The sequence below is a fragment of the Phytobacter sp. V69 genome, from assembly GCF_965644215.1.
In the GTDB taxonomy this organism is placed as follows: Bacteria; Pseudomonadota; Gammaproteobacteria; order Enterobacterales; family Enterobacteriaceae; genus Phytobacter.
Map to the genome: position 1 here is coordinate 1 of NZ_CBFFRL010000114.1, position 16112 is coordinate 16112.

A 16112-nucleotide genomic window follows, 5' to 3' on the forward strand; every position below is an offset into this window, starting at 1 on the left:
CAGGCAACCGTCTGTGGTGTTTGCAGAGCTAAGATTGGCGGCTTAGCGTTGCACTTCGGAGTTGAATCCGCCATCAATAAGAATTGAAGGAAAGCAGGGTGGGGCAGCATATTCCCGTTACGCCTGGCAATATCGCGCCATTAGCGTTAACACCATTTCGCCCGGGCCGACTCGCACTGGTTTGTGAGGGAGGCGGCCAACGGGGCATCTTCACGGCTGGCGTACTGGACGAATTTATGCGCGCCGGATTCAATCCTTTTGACCTGTTTCTTGGCACCTCGGCCGGGGCGCAAAACCTGTCGGCCTACCTGTGTAATCAACCCGGTTATGCCCGCAAAGTCATCATGCGTTACACCACCTCCCGCGACTTTTTTGACCCCGTGCGTTTCGTGCGCGGGGGCAATCTGGTCGATTTGGACTGGCTGATTGACTCCACCGCCAGCCAGATGCCGCTGGCGATGGATTACGCCGCGCGCGCCTTTGACGCCGGAAAAAGCTTCTACATGTGCGCCTGCCGCAAGGATGATTACACGCCGGAATACTTCTTTCCGGACAGTGACAGCTGGCTGGATATCATTCGCGCCTCCAGCGCTATTCCAGGCTTCTACCGTCCTGGCGTCACCCTTAATGGGGTGAATTATCTGGACGGCGGCGTCAGCGATGCCATCCCCGTTCAGGAAGCGGCGAAACGCGGCGCGAAAACCATTGTGGTGATCCGCACCGTGCCGTCACAAATGTATTACACCCCTCAGTGGTTTAAACGAATGGAACGCTGGCTGGGGGAAAGCAGCCTGCAGCCTTTTGTTAATCTGGTTCAGCACCACGAGAAAACCTATTCGGCGACGCAGAAATTTATCGAAGCGCCGCCGGGTAAGCTGCGCATTTTTGAAATCTACCCGCCGAAACTGCTGCACAGTATGGTGCTGGGAAGCCGTTTACCGGCGCTACGGGATGATTACAAGCTGGGACGGCTCTGCGGGCGCTATTTCCTGGCAACCGTTGGTAAACTACTGGCAGACGCGCCGCCATTAATTCGCCATACTCCGCGGGTGGCGACACCGGCGACCATTGTGGTGCCACCGGCCGCTGTGGCCAACGATGCGGCCGATACGCCACTTGTCAGTGCGTTTCAGGCCAATGATGTGCCCTTTAATAACGAGGATACGGCGTGACGTTCCGCTTTATCGATACTCACTGTCACTTCGATTTTCCCCCCTTTCAGGATGATGAAGCGAACAGTATCGCCCGCGCTGCTGCCGTTGGGGTCGAGCAGATTATCGTTCCGGCGACTGGCTCACAGTATTTTGCCCGCGTCATCAAACTTGCCCAGGATTATCCGGCGCTTTATGCCGCGCTGGGGCTGCATCCGATTGTTATTGAAGAACACACGCCAGCGTGCGTGGATCGCCTGGAACAACTGCTGGCAACGCATCCGGAGAAGGTGGTGGCGATCGGCGAAATTGGCCTGGATCTGTATCGCGACGATCCGCAGTTTGAACGCCAGCAGGCGGTGCTGGATGCTCAGCTAAAGCTGGCAAAACGCTTTGATCTGCCGGTTATCCTGCATTCACGCCGCACGCACGACAAGCTGGCGATGCATCTTAAGCGCCACGACTTACCGCGAACCGGTGTGGTGCACGGCTTTGCCGGAAGCCTGCAGCAGGCGGAACGTTTTATCGGTCTGGGCTATAAAATTGGCGTGGGCGGCACGATCACCTATCCGCGCGCCAGCAAAACCCGCGAGGTGATGGCGCAGTTGCCGCTAAACGCCCTGTTGCTGGAAACCGACGCCCCGGATATGCCGTTAAACGGTTTCCAGGGCCAACCGAATCGCCCGGAGCAGGCGGCACGGGTCTTTGACACACTCTGTGAATTACGCCCGGAAGCGCCGGACGTGATTGCCCAGGCGCTGTTCGACAATACCCACGCCACGTTTTCATTAACCTGAGTTACAGGTACAACGCTGGCAGGATCACTCGTTTAACGCCACGCACTTCCAGCGCCTGCGCCAGCGGTTCCACATCTCCGGCGGTGGCGCTGCGCCACTGCTTTGCTTCGCCATACACGCCGTGGGCATGAAAGGCATTCAGGCGCACCGGCACATCCCCTAATTCACCGATAAATTCGCTCAATTCATCAATATGTTGCAGATAATCACACTGGTCAGGGATAACCAGTAAACGTAACTCCGCCAGCCGCTGATGGGCTGCCAGAAGACGGATGCTGGCCTTGATCTGTGCATTATCGCGCCCGGTCAGATATCGGTGGTGCTCGCTGCCCCAGGCTTTCAGGTCGATCATCGCCCCGTCACACACCGGCAGCAGTTTTTGCCAACCCGTTTCGCCCAGCAGGCCGTTACTGTCGACCAGACAGGTGAGGTGTCGCAAGTCCGGGCTGGATTTAAGCGCCCGAAACAGCGCAACCAGAAACGGCAGCTGGGTTGTGGCCTCTCCGCCGCTGACGGTGATGCCCTCGATAAACATTGTCGCTTTGCGCACATGGGTCAGCACTTCCGCCACGTCTAGCGTTTGCGCCATTGGCGTGGACTGCTGCGGGCACAGGTGCACGCAGGTATCGCACTGCTGGCAGGCACTGACATTCCAGTTGACCCGCCCATCGGCAAGCGTTAAGGCGCCATGCGGACAGGCGGGAACGCACTGTGCACAGTGATTGCAGCACCCGATCGTCCACGGATTGTGGCAGTTTTTACAGTTCAGATTGCAGCCCTGTAAAAACAGGGCCAGACGACTGCCTGGCCCATCGACGCAGGAGAACGGGATGATTTTACTAACGGAAGCGCATCTGCTGCTCATGGCTCACCACGCGCGGTTGTCTTTCAAGGATGCGGGTGTTGCGGGCGGCTTCCTCTCCCAGCCAGGTGGTATTGGTGCGAGATCCTTCTGCGCGGAATTTTTCCAGATCCGACAGGCGCACCATATACCCGGTGACGCGCACCAGATCGTTACCGCTGACGTTGGCGGAAAACTCGCGCATCCCGGCTTTAAAGGCCCCGAGGCAGAGTTGCACCACGGCCTGCGGATTGTGTTTCACCGTCTCGTCGAGGGTCAGAATGTCGCTGATGCCCGCTGTGTACCAGGCATGATGCGGTGCAACCGTCAGCAGGTGGCTTATCGGATCCGGTTCATCGCCGTAAGGCAGGCGCGCGCCCGGGGTGGTACCAATATCCGAACTGATGCCGGACTGCGCATGGAGCATGCTGCGCTGATTCCAGCCATGTTTAACCGGCGTGTTGGCGACAAAGGTTGCCAGCTGTTCACTGATGCGCCAGGCCAGCGTGTTAGCCTCCTCACTTTTACCGTAGCGGGCGGATGAACCCGCTTTCTCGCACAGCGTATTCACCGCTTCGGCCAGACCATACATACCGAACATGGGCGCAAAACGTTGCGGGTCGATCAACCCTTCGGCGGCCAGGAAGCTATTCTCAAAGAAGCCGGATTGCGCGTAGAGAAAGTCACAGCGCGCATCGATGATGGCGATTTGCTGCTGACAGTAGTGGGGAAGCTGGTGGGCGAAGAAGTCATCGATGCTGTTGCTTCGTTCGGCGATCGCTTTCAGGTTCAGGCGAACCAGCGTACTGCCGCCACCGGCCAGCGGCAGCGAGTTGTAACAACTGACGACGCCATAGCCACCTTTTGTGAAAATTTTATCATTTGCCGGCCCGTTGGCGATATGTGGCTTACTGCATTCACAGATGTTTTTCGCCACCTCAAGCAGTAAATCATCCGGCGTAATATCCGGGTCATAAATAAAGGTCAGATTAGGCGCAACCTGCTTAAGCTCTGCATCGGCACGCAGAATGGCGCGGGTGATGGGCGTGTCGGCAGGGCCAATATTGGCATGCATAAACGCATCTGGCAGGGTTCTGTCGAGATAACGCCAGAAACGTTTTATTCGAATATCGATTTCGTCTTGTGTTAGAATTCTAACATATGGTTGCAGGATCGCATCCAGTTGCCCCAGGTAAACGGGCATGGATGTGACGGACGGAACATGGTGATACAGAATGGTGAGCATCGATAGCGCGTCGTCGAGATCGGTTGCCCCTTCAAGTTCCAGCCACTGCGAGCCATTCGCGAGGAATTTCGCATAATCCGGCAAAACATAGCGCGGTTTGTAGGGCGCGTGCCCTTCGAACATATCGCAAATGGTCCCCTCATCAAGCGCCGTTCGCGCCTCTTGCGCAAGGGGGGGATAAGGCAGGCTGTTCTCGGCCTCCAGCGCCAGAAAGTGGCGTTTCTGTGCCGGAGTCAGGGTGTCGCTGGTCGCAATTTGCTGGCAACGAGCCAGGTATGCTGAATCATTTGGCGTGGACATATTCGTTCCTCTTATTCCTTGAGCGTCCGGCCCAGTGTAAGTAGCCGAACGGAACCTGCCTTTGATCCACACACCTAAAAGCCCGGGTATGCGGCCTTGTTAAGGCTAAAAATTTGATGAATGTCTCATTATGGTTTTGCAAATGTGAATGTTGTTTTCATTAACTGTGATGAGTATCGAAGTGCAATGATGGGTTGATGTTAGAATAATAACAGACCCGTATTTAAGCGGCTTACACCGACGGAGAGAGAAATGACCGATTTAACTGCAAGCAGCCTGCGTGCGTTGAAACTGATGGACCTGACCACCCTGAACGACGACGACACCAATGAAAAAGTGATCGCACTGTGTCATCAGGCAAAAACCCCGGTCGGCAACACTGCCGCTATCTGCATCTATCCGCGTTTTATCCCGATTGCACGCAAGACGTTGAAAGAGCAGGGTACGCCGGACATCCGTATCGCGACGGTCACTAACTTCCCGCACGGTAACGACGATATCGAGATCGCGCTGGCGGAAACCCGTGCGGCGATTGCTTACGGTGCAGATGAAGTGGACGTGGTATTCCCTTACCGTGCGCTGATTGCAGGTAATGAGCAGGTTGGTTTTGATCTGGTTAAGGCCTGTAAAGACGCCTGTGCGGCGGCCAATGTTCTGCTGAAAGTCATTATCGAAACCGGTGAGCTGAAAGAAGAGGCGCTGATTCGCAAATCGTCTGAAATCTCTATCAAAGCGGGTGCCGATTTTATCAAAACCTCCACCGGTAAAGTGCCAGTGAATGCTACGCCGGAAAGCGCGCGCATCATGCTGGAAGTGATTCGCGATATGGGCGTGGAGAAGACTGTTGGTTTCAAACCGGCTGGCGGCGTGCGTTCAGCGGAAGACGCACAGAAGTTCCTCGCCATTGCCGACGACCTGTTTGGCGCTGACTGGGCAGATTCTCGCCACTACCGCTTTGGTGCTTCCAGCCTGCTGGCAAGCCTGCTCAAGGCGCTGGGCCACGGCGACGGTAAGAGCGCAAGCGGCTACTAATTCATTATCGTAGCCCGGACGAGGCCCACGCGCGCCGACTCCGGGATCTCCCCGGCGGCGCTACGCTTGGCCGGACTACAGAAACTGCGACTCGAATTATTTAGCGTAATCATTCATTGCAGTGGGTTTTTCGCTGCATTCAATCTGATTAATCAGGGGGTTACCGTGTTTCTCGCACAAGAAATTATTCGCAAAAAACGTGATGGTCACGCACTCAGTGATGAAGAGATCCGTTTCTTTATCAACGGGATCCGTGATAACACCGTGTCCGAAGGGCAAATTGCCGCGCTGGCGATGACCATTTTCTTCCACGACATGGCAATTGAGGAGCGCGTTTCGCTGACCATGGCGATGCGAGACTCAGGGTCTGTCCTCGACTGGAAACACCTCAATCTCAACGGACCTATCGTCGACAAACACTCCACTGGCGGCGTGGGCGATGTGACCTCGCTGATGTTGGGGCCGATGGTGGCAGCCTGTGGCGGTTATATCCCGATGATCTCCGGTCGTGGCCTCGGTCATACCGGCGGTACGCTCGACAAACTGGAAGCCATTCCAGGGTTTGATATTTTCCCGGACGACAGTCGTTTCCGCGACATCATTAAAGATGTGGGCGTGGCGATTATCGGACAAACGAATTCTTTAGCGCCGGCGGACAAACGCTTCTACGCCACGCGCGATATTACGGCAACGGTCGATTCTATCCCGTTGATCACCGCCTCTATTCTGGCCAAGAAACTGGCGGAAGGGCTGGACGCGCTGGTGATGGACGTCAAAGTGGGCAGCGGCGCGTTTATGCCGACACCTGAGCTCTCTGCTGAACTGGCGCAGGCGATTGTCGGCGTGGCCAACGGTGCGGGCGTGCGTACCACCGCCTTGCTCACCGATATGAATCAGGTGCTCGCTTCCAGTGCGGGTAACGCCGTTGAAGTCCGTGAAGCCGTACGCTTCCTGACCGGTGATTACCGCAACCCGCGTCTGCTGGACGTGACGATGGCGCTGTGCGTCGAGATGCTGGTTTCCGGCCGACTGGCGAAAGATGACGCCGAGGCACGCAGCAAATTGCAGGCGGTGCTGGATAATGGCAAAGCGGCGGAGATCTTCGGTCGCATGGTGGCGGCACAAAAAGGCCCGACCGATTTCGTCGAGAACTACGACAAATATCTGCCGACCGCGACCCTCAGCAAGGCCGTGTATGCCGACAATGAAGGGTTCATCGCGCAGATGGACACCCGCGCGCTGGGTATGGCGGTGGTTTCCATGGGCGGTGGTCGTCGTCAGGCGTCCGACATTATTGATTACAGCGTTGGCTTTACCGATATGGCTCGCCTGGGTGATGCCATCGACGGTCAGCGTCCGTTAGCCGTCATCCACGCAAAAGATGAAGCCAGCTGGCAGGAAGCGGCAAATGCGGTCAAAGCGGCGATTGTGATTGCTGATAAAGCGCCAAAAGAGACGCCAACGGTCTGGCGACGCATTACCCATTAACGATATACTGATCTGATCGCTCTTTTTTGAAGCACTACGTACGGAGAACAATATGAAACGTGCATTTATTATGGTGCTGGACTCCTTCGGCATCGGCGCAACAGAAGATGCCGAGCGTTTTGGTGACGTGGGTTCCGATACCATGGGTCACATCGCAGAAGCCTGTGCTAAAGGCGAAGCGGACAACGGTCGTAAAGGCCCATTGAATCTGCCTAACCTGACCCGCCTGGGCCTGGTCAAAGCACACGAAGGTTCTACGGGTAAAATTGCAGCCGGCATGGACGGCAACGCGGAAGTGGTGGGCGCATACGCCTGGGCGCATGAGCTCTCTTCCGGCAAAGACACCCCGTCAGGCCACTGGGAAATCGCCGGTGTACCGGTTCTGTTCGACTGGGGCTATTTCTCCGATCATGACAACAGCTTCCCGCAGGAGCTGCTGGATAAACTGGTGAAACGCGCAAACCTGCCGGGCTACCTCGGCAACTGCCACTCTTCCGGTACGGTTATTCTCGACCAACTGGGCGAAGAGCATATGAAAACCGGCAAGCCGATTTTCTATACCTCTGCTGACTCCGTGTTCCAGATTGCCTGCCATGAAGAGACCTACGGTCTGGATAAACTCTACGAGCTGTGCGAAATCGCTCGCGAAGAGCTGACCGAAGGGGGTTACAACATCGGTCGCGTGATCGCCCGTCCGTTTGTTGGCTATAAAGCCGGGAATTTCCAGCGTACCGGTAACCGTCATGACCTGGCCGTTGAGCCACCGTCAGCGACCGTGCTGCAGAAATTCGTCGATGAGAAAGACGGGCAGGTGGTTTCCGTGGGTAAAATCGCGGACATCTACGCCAACTGCGGCATCACCAAAAAAGTGAAAGCCACCGGTCTGGACGCGCTGTTTGACGCCACCATTCAGGAAATGAAAGTTGCGGGTGATAAGACAATCGTCTTTACCAACTTCGTTGATTTCGACTCATCATGGGGCCATCGTCGCGATGTCGCCGGTTATGCGGGTGGTCTGGAGCTGTTCGATCGCCGTTTGCCGGAACTGATGGAGTGGGTAGGGGAAGATGACATTCTGATCCTGACCGCTGACCACGGCTGCGACCCGACCTGGCAGGGCACCGATCATACCCGCGAACACATTCCGGTGCTGATCTATGGCCCGAAAGTAAAACCGGGCTCACTCGGTCACCGTGAAACCTTCGCAGATATTGGTCAGACTGTCGCGTCGTTCTTCGGCACCTCGCCGATGGACTACGGTAAAAACATGCTGTAAATCCGTTTTGGGGTGGTGTGGTCTGATACCCTCACCCCAGTTCTCTCCCACGAGAAACATGGGTGCGGCCTGATGCCCTCACCCCAACCTTCTCCCGCAAGGAGAGGGTAAAAATACATTAAAAAGGAACTGAAGATGGCAACTCCTCACATTAACGCAGAAATGGGCGATTTCGCGGATGTTGTTCTGATGCCGGGCGACCCGCTGCGCGCAAAGCACATTGCTGAAACCTTTTTCGAAGATATCCGTGAAGTGAACAACGTGCGCGGCATGCTGGGTTACACCGGCACCTACAAAGGCCGCAAAATCTCCGTAATGGGTCACGGCATGGGTATCCCGTCCTGCTCGATCTACGCGAAAGAGTTGATCACCGATTTCGGCGTGAAAAAAATCATTCGTGTGGGCTCCTGCGGCGCGGTGCGTATGGACGTGAAACTGCGTGATATCGTCATCGGTATGGGTGCGTGCACAGACTCTAAAGTCAACCGTATGCGTTTTAAAGATCATGATTTTGCAGCGATTGCTGACTTTGACATGGTGCGTAACGCGGTTGATGCGGCCAAAGCGCTGGGCGTTGATGCGCGCGTCGGCAACATCTTCTCTGCGGATCTGTTCTATGCGCCGGACGGCGGTGAGATGTTCGACGTGATGGAAAAATACGGCATCCTGGGCGTAGAAATGGAAGCGGCGGGTATCTACGGCGTTGCGGCAGAATTCGGTGCGAAAGCGCTGACCATCTGTACCGTTTCCGACCATATCCGTACCCACGAGCAGACCACCTCAGCTGAACGTCAGACGACCTTCAACGATATGATCAAAATCGCGCTGGAATCTGTTCTGCTGGGCGATAAAGAGTAAGTCTGTTTTAAAACGGGCGGCCTTTGTGCTGTCCGTTTATCTATTCATTTATTTTTTCTCTTCCCTGTATCCCCTTTTTTTTTCAGAAGAATAGAGCTATAAATCTATTCAAGTATCTATTCATAAATCTATTCATCCATGAGCGCATTAACCGATTTACTCCTGCAAGGGCCGCGTTCTGCTCCTGAACTGCGTCAGGCTCTGGGCATCAGCCAGGCGACATTCTCGCGTCTTGTGTCAACACATGACGAGGTGGTGCAGTTTGGCAAAGCGCGGGCTACGCGTTATGCGCTTATCAGACCGATTCGCGGTGTCGCTTCATTTCCTCTCTGGCAAGTCAGCACATTGGGCAGCGCCAGTCAGTTTGGCGTGATTTACCCGTGCTGGCCACGGGGAAGCTGTCTGGTCGCACTCGCTTCAGGGGAGTGGCAATGGTTTGAGGGGCTTCCCTGGTATTTGACCGACCTTCGTCCTCAAGGATTTCTGGGGCGGGCATGGGGGCGCGCCATTGCCGCAACAACACATTTACCAGAAGACATCCGGATGTGGCAGGAAGATGATGTGTTGTATGCGCTTCGCATCTGGCATGGCGACAATGCGGGTGGGTGGATAATTGGCGAGGAGAACTATCAGCGCTGGGTTATCTCTGCGGATCCCATCGTTATTATGGCTCACGAGAAAGTACATCGTTATCAGCAGCTTGCCAAAGAGGCGTTGGCGGGGGAAATCGTGGGATCGTCTGCCGGAGGCGAACAACCGAAATTTGCCTGTTACGCGCAGACGGCTCAGGGCGATGCCCACGTGCTGGTGAAATTTAGCGCCCACGAAAGAAATGCAGTTTCTGAGCGGTGGGGCGATCTCCTGATTGCCGAATCTGTTGCGCTATCCGTGTTGTCGGACGCGAAGGTGAATGCGAGCCAGACGATGGCATTATGCAGCGAACGGGGGCAGGTCTTTCTGGAGAGCATCAGGTTTGACTGCGTGGCCGCACGCGGGAGGAGACAAATTGTTTCTCTCGAAGCGTTACAAAGTGAATATGTCTCATTACCGGGAACATGGCCGGGTACCGCGCGCCAACTGGCGAGCACGGGGTATATCGAGGACGATTCCTGCCAGCAAATTGAAAGAATCTGGGCATTCGGGCGCCTGATTGCCAACAGCGACATGCATGCCGGCAATCTCTCGTTTTATTTGTCCCGAGCCCCAATGACGGTGGCCCCGGTTTACGACATGCTGCCGATGGCTTATGCGCCTGCAAGCTCTGGTGCCATGCGTAAGGATGCCGTGGATATCAACGTGGATGCCACAGTCAGCAAAGCGGCATGGAGGTTTGCTTTACCGCTCGCTGAGCATTTCTGGCAGAGGGTTTCGGATGATGGGCGCGTCAGCGCAGGTTTTAAAGAGATTGCCCGCGCGATGCTGGAAAAACTCAGCTCAGCCGCCTCGGTTATCCAGCGGCTCGCATAAAAGGTTATCTCACCGCACCTGCAATCCACGCTGACAGCTCCCGCAGCTCTTTCTCTTGCTCCGGGAAATCGCCCAACAATGCATCGCACTCTTGCGCCAGCGCATCGGCGCGGTACAGACAGCCTTGTAAACGTGCCGCCAGCGCCTCCAGCGGTGCCGGGTTCAGGCTATCGGTAAACACCTGCGTGCGGGTGATATGGCCTTTTTCCACGTCAAAGTGCAGCTCCACGCCGCCCCAGGTAAAGCGCTCATCCAACAGATGCGAGAATGCAGGCGCCTGGCCGAAGTTCCACTCCCAACTACTCTGGCGGGCAAAGGTTTCGGCGAAGTTCGGCAGGTCAGGGGTTTTATCCGGCGAAATGACTTCTGCTTCTACGCGTTCACCATAATGCGCGAAGAATGCCTCGCGCACGGCATTGCAAATCTGCTCGTGGCTGATACCCGGCAACAGTTCCACCAGATTCGCCACGCGCCCGCGCACGGAGGTAATGCCCTTGGCCTGGAGCTTCTTCTTATCCGGGTTGAGATAGTTTGCCAGACGGCTGAGATCGGCATTGAGCAGCAGCGTACCGTGGTGGAAGCCGCGATCTTTAGTTTCGCGGTAAGCGGAGCCTGAGACCTTGCGATCGCCCTCCGGCGTTTTCACCACCAGATCGTTACGCCCGGAGGCTTCTGCCGTCACGCCCAGCGAGTTCAGCGCCTGCAACACAATCGCGGTAGAAATCGTTTTGTCGTACTCCGGCTTGCCCGCCATAAAGGTGAAGCAGGTATTGCCTAAGTCATGGAACACCGCGCCGCCGCCGCTGCTGCGACGTGCCAGTCGGACATTGTCTTCTTCCATGCGCCGAGTGTTGCACTCTTTCCACGGGTTCTGGGCTCGTCCGATGACGACCGTATCGGCATTACGCCAGAGGAAAAGCACGCGCTGGGTGGCGGGCATCTGGCGGAAAATACACTCTTCCACCGCCAGGTTGAACCAGGGATCATAAGAATCAGAGATGAGCAGACGCAGTGTAGACATGGCAGATTTCCTTTCCTGAAAACGCGTCGTTTTCCACGTTGCACAGCGTGGGCGGCAACGTGGAATCCGTAGAGTGTAGGTAGATTACTCTTTCTTTTCGCTCTCTTCCTCTTCCGGCACTGGCTTGCTGGCGGTGAGCAGGAAAGGAGATTGCTGCCAGCGGGTACGTTTCCCCTGCAGCAGTGTTCGGGTCAGGACGACGCCGATAGCCAGCGCCAGCAGCAGCATCAGGCGCAGAATATTGGTGGTGTTGTCGACCTGTTTGGCCTCTGTCGCCAGGGTGTGGGTATCCAGGGTTAAGCGCAGATAGCCCAGCGGGCTGCTTTTGCCCTGAATTGGCTCGACGATTTGCTGGTTGAAGTAGCCCCCGGCTTTTTTGCCGTCCAGCGCCAGCCTGTCGCGCACATCAATACTTTCGCCGGAACGGGCAATCAGATCGCCGCGCTCGTCATACACGCCCGCGTCAAGGATCCGGCTTTCTTCGGTCAATTGCCGCAGCACAACGCTGATACGCTTGTCGTCAGGCGTTTCCGCACGCATCAGCGGCGCAAGGTTCAGCGTGACCTGTTTTGCCAGCGTGCGGGCCAGCTCTTCAAGCTGCGGATTGCGCTGGCGTTGATGATTCTGACTGAACCACGATGCGCCCTGCATAAGGGCGACCAGCAACGCCAGACAGAAGAGCACAATCACGGCGCGATGAAGCCGGAATTTAAGTTTTGCGCGAGCCATATTCCACCTGTTGAAAATTTGCGGCTTAATGTTGCCAGAAGCGCTGGTTACAAGGTAGCCTCATGCGTTATTTTTACCTCAGCACATACCCCTACAGGAGCTGTAATGCCGAATAATTTGACCTGGTGCGACCTGCCCAACGATGTTTCTCAGTGGCCAGGGTTGCCGCTCTCTTTAAGTGGCGACGAGGTCATGCCCCTGGATTATCACGCGGGTCGTAGCGGATGGCTTCTGTATGGGCGGGCATTGAATAAAGAACGTCTGACCGACTGGCAGCGTAAGCTGGGCGCGGCAATGGTGATCGTGGCCGCATGGAGCATCGAAGATTATCAGGTTATCCGCCTTGCCGGCTCGCTGACCCCGCGCGCTACCCGCCTGGCGCATGACGAAGGGCTGGACGTTGCCCCGCTGGGTAAACTTCCGTCGCTACGCCACCCAGGCCTGATGGTGATGGACATGGATTCCACTGCCATTCAAATTGAATGTATTGATGAAATCGCCAGGCTGGCCGGTACGGGCAAAATGGTATCGGAAGTGACGGAGCGTGCGATGCGCGGTGAGCTGGACTTCACGGCCAGCCTGCGTCAACGCGTGGCTACCCTCAAAGGAGCCGACGCAAACATTCTGCATCAGGTACGTGACAGCCTGCCGTTGATGCCAGGCCTCACGCAGCTGGTGTTGAAACTGGAGACGCTGGGCTGGAAAGTGGCGATTGCGTCTGGCGGCTTTACCTTCTTTGCCGATCATCTGCGTGACAAGCTGTGCCTGACGGAGGCGGTTGCCAACCATCTGGAAGTGGTCGACGGTAAATTCACCGGCAACGTGCTGGGCGATATCGTGGATGCGCAGTACAAGGCCAGCACCCTGAAACGCCTGGCCCAGGAACACGATATCCCGGCCACACAAACCATCGGCATTGGCGATGGCGCGAATGACCTGCCGATGATCAAAGCGGCTGGGTTGGGCATTGCGTTCCACGCGAAACCGAAAGTGAATGAAAAAGCAGAAGTCACCATCCGTCACGCCGATCTGATGGGGGTGTTCTGCATTCTCTCAGCCAGCCTGGCGAAGAAATAACGAGGTCCCTGTGGCGAAAGCTCCAAAACGCGCATTTGTCTGTAATGAATGTGGTGCCGATTATCCCCGCTGGCAGGGGCAGTGCAGCGCCTGTCATGCCTGGAACACCATCACCGAAGTGCGTGTGGCAGCCTCGCCTGTCGTGGCGCGTAATGAGCGCTTAAGCGGATATGCGGGCAATGCGGGCGTATCGAAAGTGCAGAAGCTTTCCGACATCAGCCTGGAAGAATTGCCGCGTTTTTCGACCGGTTTTAAAGAGTTCGACCGTGTATTGGGCGGCGGTGTGGTGCCGGGCAGTGCCATTCTGATTGGCGGTAGCCCCGGGGCGGGGAAATCAACGCTTCTGCTGCAAACGATGTGCAGACTCGCAGAACAGATGAAAACGCTGTACGTCACCGGCGAAGAGTCCTTGCAGCAGGTGGCGATGCGTGCGCACCGTCTTGGCCTGCCGACGGCAAACCTGAATATGCTCTCGGAAACCAGCATTGAGCAAATCTGTCAGATTGCTGATGAAGAGCAGCCGAAGCTGATGGTTATCGACTCCATCCAGGTGATGCACATGGCCGACGTACAATCGTCGCCGGGCAGCGTGGCGCAGGTGCGCGAAACCGCGGCCTACCTGACACGCTTTGCGAAAACGCGCGGGGTGGCGATTGTGATGGTGGGACACGTAACCAAAGATGGCTCGCTGGCCGGACCGAAAGTCCTCGAACACTGTATCGACTGCTCCGTGATGCTCGACGGCGATGCCGACTCCCGTTTCCGCACGCTGCGCAGCCATAAAAACCGCTTCGGTGCGGTAAACGAATTAGGCGTTTTTGCCATGACCGAGCAAGGGCTGCGCGAGGTGAGTAACCCGTCGGCTATCTTCCTGAGCCGTGGTGATGAAGTCACTTCTGGTAGCTCAGTGATGGTGTTGTGGGAAGGGACCCGTCCGTTGCTGGTGGAGATCCAGGCGCTGGTCGATATCTCTATGTTGGGAAACCCCCGGCGTGTTGCGGTCGGCCTTGAACAAAACCGTCTTGCTATCCTGTTGGCGGTGTTGCACCGTCACGGCGGCCTGCAGATGGCTGACCAGGACGTGTTTGTTAACGTTGTCGGCGGCGTCAAAGTGACGGAAACCAGCGCGGACCTGGCGCTGCTGTTGGCGATGGTGTCCAGCCTGCGTGATCGTCCTTTGCCGCAGGATCTGGTGGTATTTGGTGAGGTAGGCCTTGCCGGCGAGATTCGCCCGGTTCCCAGTGGGCAGGAGCGTATCTCCGAAGCGGCAAAACATGGCTTCCGTCGGGCGATTGTGCCTGCTGCGAATGTGCCCAAAAAACTACCTGAAGGAATGCAAGTCTTTGGTGTGAAGAAGCTTTCAGATGCCCTGAGTGTGTTTGACGACCTATAATAACGAATCAGAACATGCAGGAGGCACCGACTCATTATGTCATCATTCGACTATCTCAAGACCGCAATCCGTCAGAAAGGCTGCACATTGCAGCAGGTGGCTGACGCCAGCGGCATGACCAAAGGCTATTTGAGCCAGCTCCTGAATGCCAAAATCAAAAGTCCCAGCGCGCAAAAGCTTGAGGCGCTGCACCGTTTTCTCGGATTAGAGTTTCCTCGTCGGCAAAAAAACATTGGCGTGGTGTTTGGTAAGTTTTACCCGTTACATACCGGGCATATTTACCTGATTCAGCGCGCCTGTAGCCAGGTGGATGAGCTGCATATTGTGATGGGCTATGACGAGAAGCGCGACCGTGCGTTGTTTGAAGACAGTGCGATGTCGCAACAGCCGACCATCAGCGACCGCCTGCGCTGGCTGCTCCAGACCTTTAAGTATCAGAAAAATATCCGTATTCATGCTTTTAATGAAGAGGGAATGGAGCCGTATCCGCATGGCTGGGATGTCTGGAGTAAAGGCATTAAAGCCTTTATGGACGAGAAGGGCATTCAGCCTAACTGGATCTACAGTTCGGAAGAGGCGGATGCCCCCCAGTACCTTGAGCACCTCGGCGTCGAAACGGTGCTTATCGATCCTAAGCGCACCTTTATGAATATCAGCGGCGCGCTGATTCGTGAGAACCCGTTCCGCTACTGGGATTACATTCCCACCGAAGTGAAGCCCTTCTTTGTGCGCACCGTGGCGATCCTGGGCGGTGAGTCCAGCGGTAAATCGACGCTGGTCAATAAACTTGCGAATATCTTCAATACCACCAGCGCGTGGGAGTACGGGCGGGATTATGTCTTCTCCCATCTTGGCGGTGACGAGATGGCCCTGCAGTATTCCGACTATGACAAGATTGCGCTTGGCCAGGCACAGTACATTGATTTTGCGGTGAAATACGCGAATAAAGTGGCCTTCATCGATACGGATTTTGTCACCACCCAGGCGTTCTGCGTGAAGTATGAAGGGCGCGAGCATCCCTTTGTGCAGGCGATGATCGACGAATACCGTTTCGACCTGGTGATTCTGCTGGAAAATAACACGCCATGGGTTGCTGATGGCTTAAGAAGCCTGGGCAGCTCGGTGGATCGCAGCGAATTCCAGCATATGCTGGTGGATATGCTCAAAGAGAACAATATCAGCTGGCGGCATGTGGAAGAGCCTGACTATGACTCCCGGTTCCTGCACTGTCTGGAACTGGTGAAAGAGTTGATGGGGGATTAGGGCGAGGCTCTGTGCGGTCTGATGCCCTCACCCCGTCCCTCTCCCACGGGGAGAGGGCGCAAACACTAAAAAAGGCAACTTGCGTTGCCTTTTTGCTTGTGCACAGAAAACCCCCAGCTAGGCTGGGGGTTCCGGAAAGCTTTCAGCTTTAAGTCAGTTATCAAAACCCCTTT

Annotated in this window: 14 protein-coding genes; 10 read left to right on the forward strand and 4 right to left on the reverse strand. The window is 55.9% G+C overall.

From position 1 onward, the window contains the following. The first annotated feature begins 98 nt into the window (after positions 1-98). A complete protein-coding gene (locus tag ACSZPU_RS15985) occupies positions 99-1172 on the forward strand; it encodes a patatin-like phospholipase family protein (RefSeq protein WP_499000671.1) in 1074 nt (357 codons plus the stop codon). After that, entirely contained in the window at positions 1169-1948 is a 780-nt protein-coding gene (locus ACSZPU_RS15990) for a metal-dependent hydrolase (RefSeq protein ID WP_499000673.1), read from the forward strand. Before ACSZPU_RS15985 ends, ACSZPU_RS15990 begins: the two co-directional genes overlap by 4 nt. A gap of 1 nt (position 1949) precedes the next feature. Here ACSZPU_RS15990 and ACSZPU_RS15995 read toward each other — a convergent pair whose 3' ends face one another. Beyond that, positions 1950-2813, reverse strand: a complete 864-nt coding sequence (locus tag ACSZPU_RS15995) for a YjjW family glycine radical enzyme activase (protein WP_499000676.1) — start codon at positions 2811-2813, stop codon at positions 1950-1952. Further along, entirely contained in the window at positions 2788-4335 is a 1548-nt protein-coding gene (locus ACSZPU_RS16000) for a YjjI family glycine radical enzyme (RefSeq protein ID WP_499000678.1), read from the reverse strand. Before ACSZPU_RS16000 ends, ACSZPU_RS15995 begins: the two co-directional genes overlap by 26 nt. A gap of 252 nt (positions 4336-4587) precedes the next feature. Here ACSZPU_RS16000 and deoC point away from each other — a divergent pair, with 252 nt between their 5' ends. The 5 genes from deoC to yjjJ all read left to right on the forward strand — a co-directional run bounded on the left by deoC (position 4588) and on the right by yjjJ (position 10456). Beyond that, the gene (gene deoC / locus ACSZPU_RS16005) at positions 4588-5367 is read left to right on the forward strand and encodes a deoxyribose-phosphate aldolase (RefSeq protein ID WP_499000679.1); all 780 of its coding nucleotides are present in this window, start codon (positions 4588-4590) and stop codon (positions 5365-5367) included. 165 nt (positions 5368-5532) lie between these two features. Next, positions 5533-6855 (forward strand): thymidine phosphorylase, encoded by a 1323-nt coding sequence (gene deoA / locus ACSZPU_RS16010; RefSeq protein ID WP_499000680.1) that lies wholly within the window; start codon positions 5533-5535, stop codon positions 6853-6855. 52 nt (positions 6856-6907) lie between these two features. Then, positions 6908-8131 (forward strand): phosphopentomutase, encoded by a 1224-nt coding sequence (gene deoB, locus ACSZPU_RS16015; protein ID WP_499000683.1) that lies wholly within the window; start codon positions 6908-6910, stop codon positions 8129-8131. A 135-nt stretch (positions 8132-8266) separates the two neighbouring features. Continuing rightward, entirely contained in the window at positions 8267-8989 is a 723-nt protein-coding gene (gene deoD, locus ACSZPU_RS16020) for a purine-nucleoside phosphorylase (protein ID WP_047371922.1), read from the forward strand. Between the two features lie 138 nt (positions 8990-9127). Beyond that, positions 9128-10456 (forward strand): type II toxin-antitoxin system HipA family toxin YjjJ, encoded by a 1329-nt coding sequence (yjjJ, locus tag ACSZPU_RS16025; protein ID WP_499000686.1) that lies wholly within the window; start codon positions 9128-9130, stop codon positions 10454-10456. A gap of 4 nt (positions 10457-10460) precedes the next feature. Here yjjJ and lplA read toward each other — a convergent pair whose 3' ends face one another. Both lplA and ACSZPU_RS16035 read right to left on the reverse strand, forming a co-directional pair. Continuing rightward, entirely contained in the window at positions 10461-11477 is a 1017-nt protein-coding gene (gene lplA, locus ACSZPU_RS16030; RefSeq protein ID WP_499000689.1) for a lipoate--protein ligase, read from the reverse strand. An 84-nt stretch (positions 11478-11561) separates the two neighbouring features. Then, positions 11562-12206 (reverse strand): YtjB family periplasmic protein, encoded by a 645-nt coding sequence (locus tag ACSZPU_RS16035; RefSeq protein ID WP_499000691.1) that lies wholly within the window; start codon positions 12204-12206, stop codon positions 11562-11564. A 105-nt stretch (positions 12207-12311) separates the two neighbouring features. Here ACSZPU_RS16035 and serB point away from each other — a divergent pair, with 105 nt between their 5' ends. The 3 genes from serB to nadR are packed head-to-tail and all read left to right on the forward strand — an operon-like array spanning position 12312 to position 15939. Then, positions 12312-13283, forward strand: a complete 972-nt coding sequence (gene serB, locus ACSZPU_RS16040) for a phosphoserine phosphatase (protein ID WP_499000694.1) — start codon at positions 12312-12314, stop codon at positions 13281-13283. Positions 13284-13293: 10 nt separating this feature from the next. Beyond that, a complete protein-coding gene (gene radA, locus ACSZPU_RS16045) occupies positions 13294-14676 on the forward strand; it encodes a DNA repair protein RadA (protein ID WP_499000696.1) in 1383 nt (460 codons plus the stop codon). A gap of 36 nt (positions 14677-14712) precedes the next feature. After that, a complete protein-coding gene (nadR, locus tag ACSZPU_RS16050) occupies positions 14713-15939 on the forward strand; it encodes a multifunctional transcriptional regulator/nicotinamide-nucleotide adenylyltransferase/ribosylnicotinamide kinase NadR (RefSeq protein ID WP_499000699.1) in 1227 nt (408 codons plus the stop codon). The last annotated feature ends 173 nt before the right edge of the window (positions 15940-16112 follow it).

Coding starts and splice junctions, on each gene's coding strand:
- ACSZPU_RS15995 (WP_499000676.1), bottom strand. CDS start 2,813: ATGAGCAGCAGATGCGCTTCCGTTAGTAAAATCATCCCGTTCTCCTGC.
- ACSZPU_RS16000 (WP_499000678.1), bottom strand. CDS start 4,335: ATGTCCACGCCAAATGATTCAGCATACCTGGCTCGTTGCCAGCAAATT.
- deoC (WP_499000679.1), top strand. CDS start 4,588: ATGACCGATTTAACTGCAAGCAGCCTGCGTGCGTTGAAACTGATGGAC.
- deoB (WP_499000683.1), top strand. CDS start 6,908: ATGAAACGTGCATTTATTATGGTGCTGGACTCCTTCGGCATCGGCGCA.
- deoD (WP_047371922.1), top strand. CDS start 8,267: ATGGCAACTCCTCACATTAACGCAGAAATGGGCGATTTCGCGGATGTT.
- yjjJ (WP_499000686.1), top strand. CDS start 9,128: ATGAGCGCATTAACCGATTTACTCCTGCAAGGGCCGCGTTCTGCTCCT.
- lplA (WP_499000689.1), bottom strand. CDS start 11,477: ATGTCTACACTGCGTCTGCTCATCTCTGATTCTTATGATCCCTGGTTC.
- ACSZPU_RS16035 (WP_499000691.1), bottom strand. CDS start 12,206: ATGGCTCGCGCAAAACTTAAATTCCGGCTTCATCGCGCCGTGATTGTG.
- serB (WP_499000694.1), top strand. CDS start 12,312: ATGCCGAATAATTTGACCTGGTGCGACCTGCCCAACGATGTTTCTCAG.
- nadR (WP_499000699.1), top strand. CDS start 14,713: ATGTCATCATTCGACTATCTCAAGACCGCAATCCGTCAGAAAGGCTGC.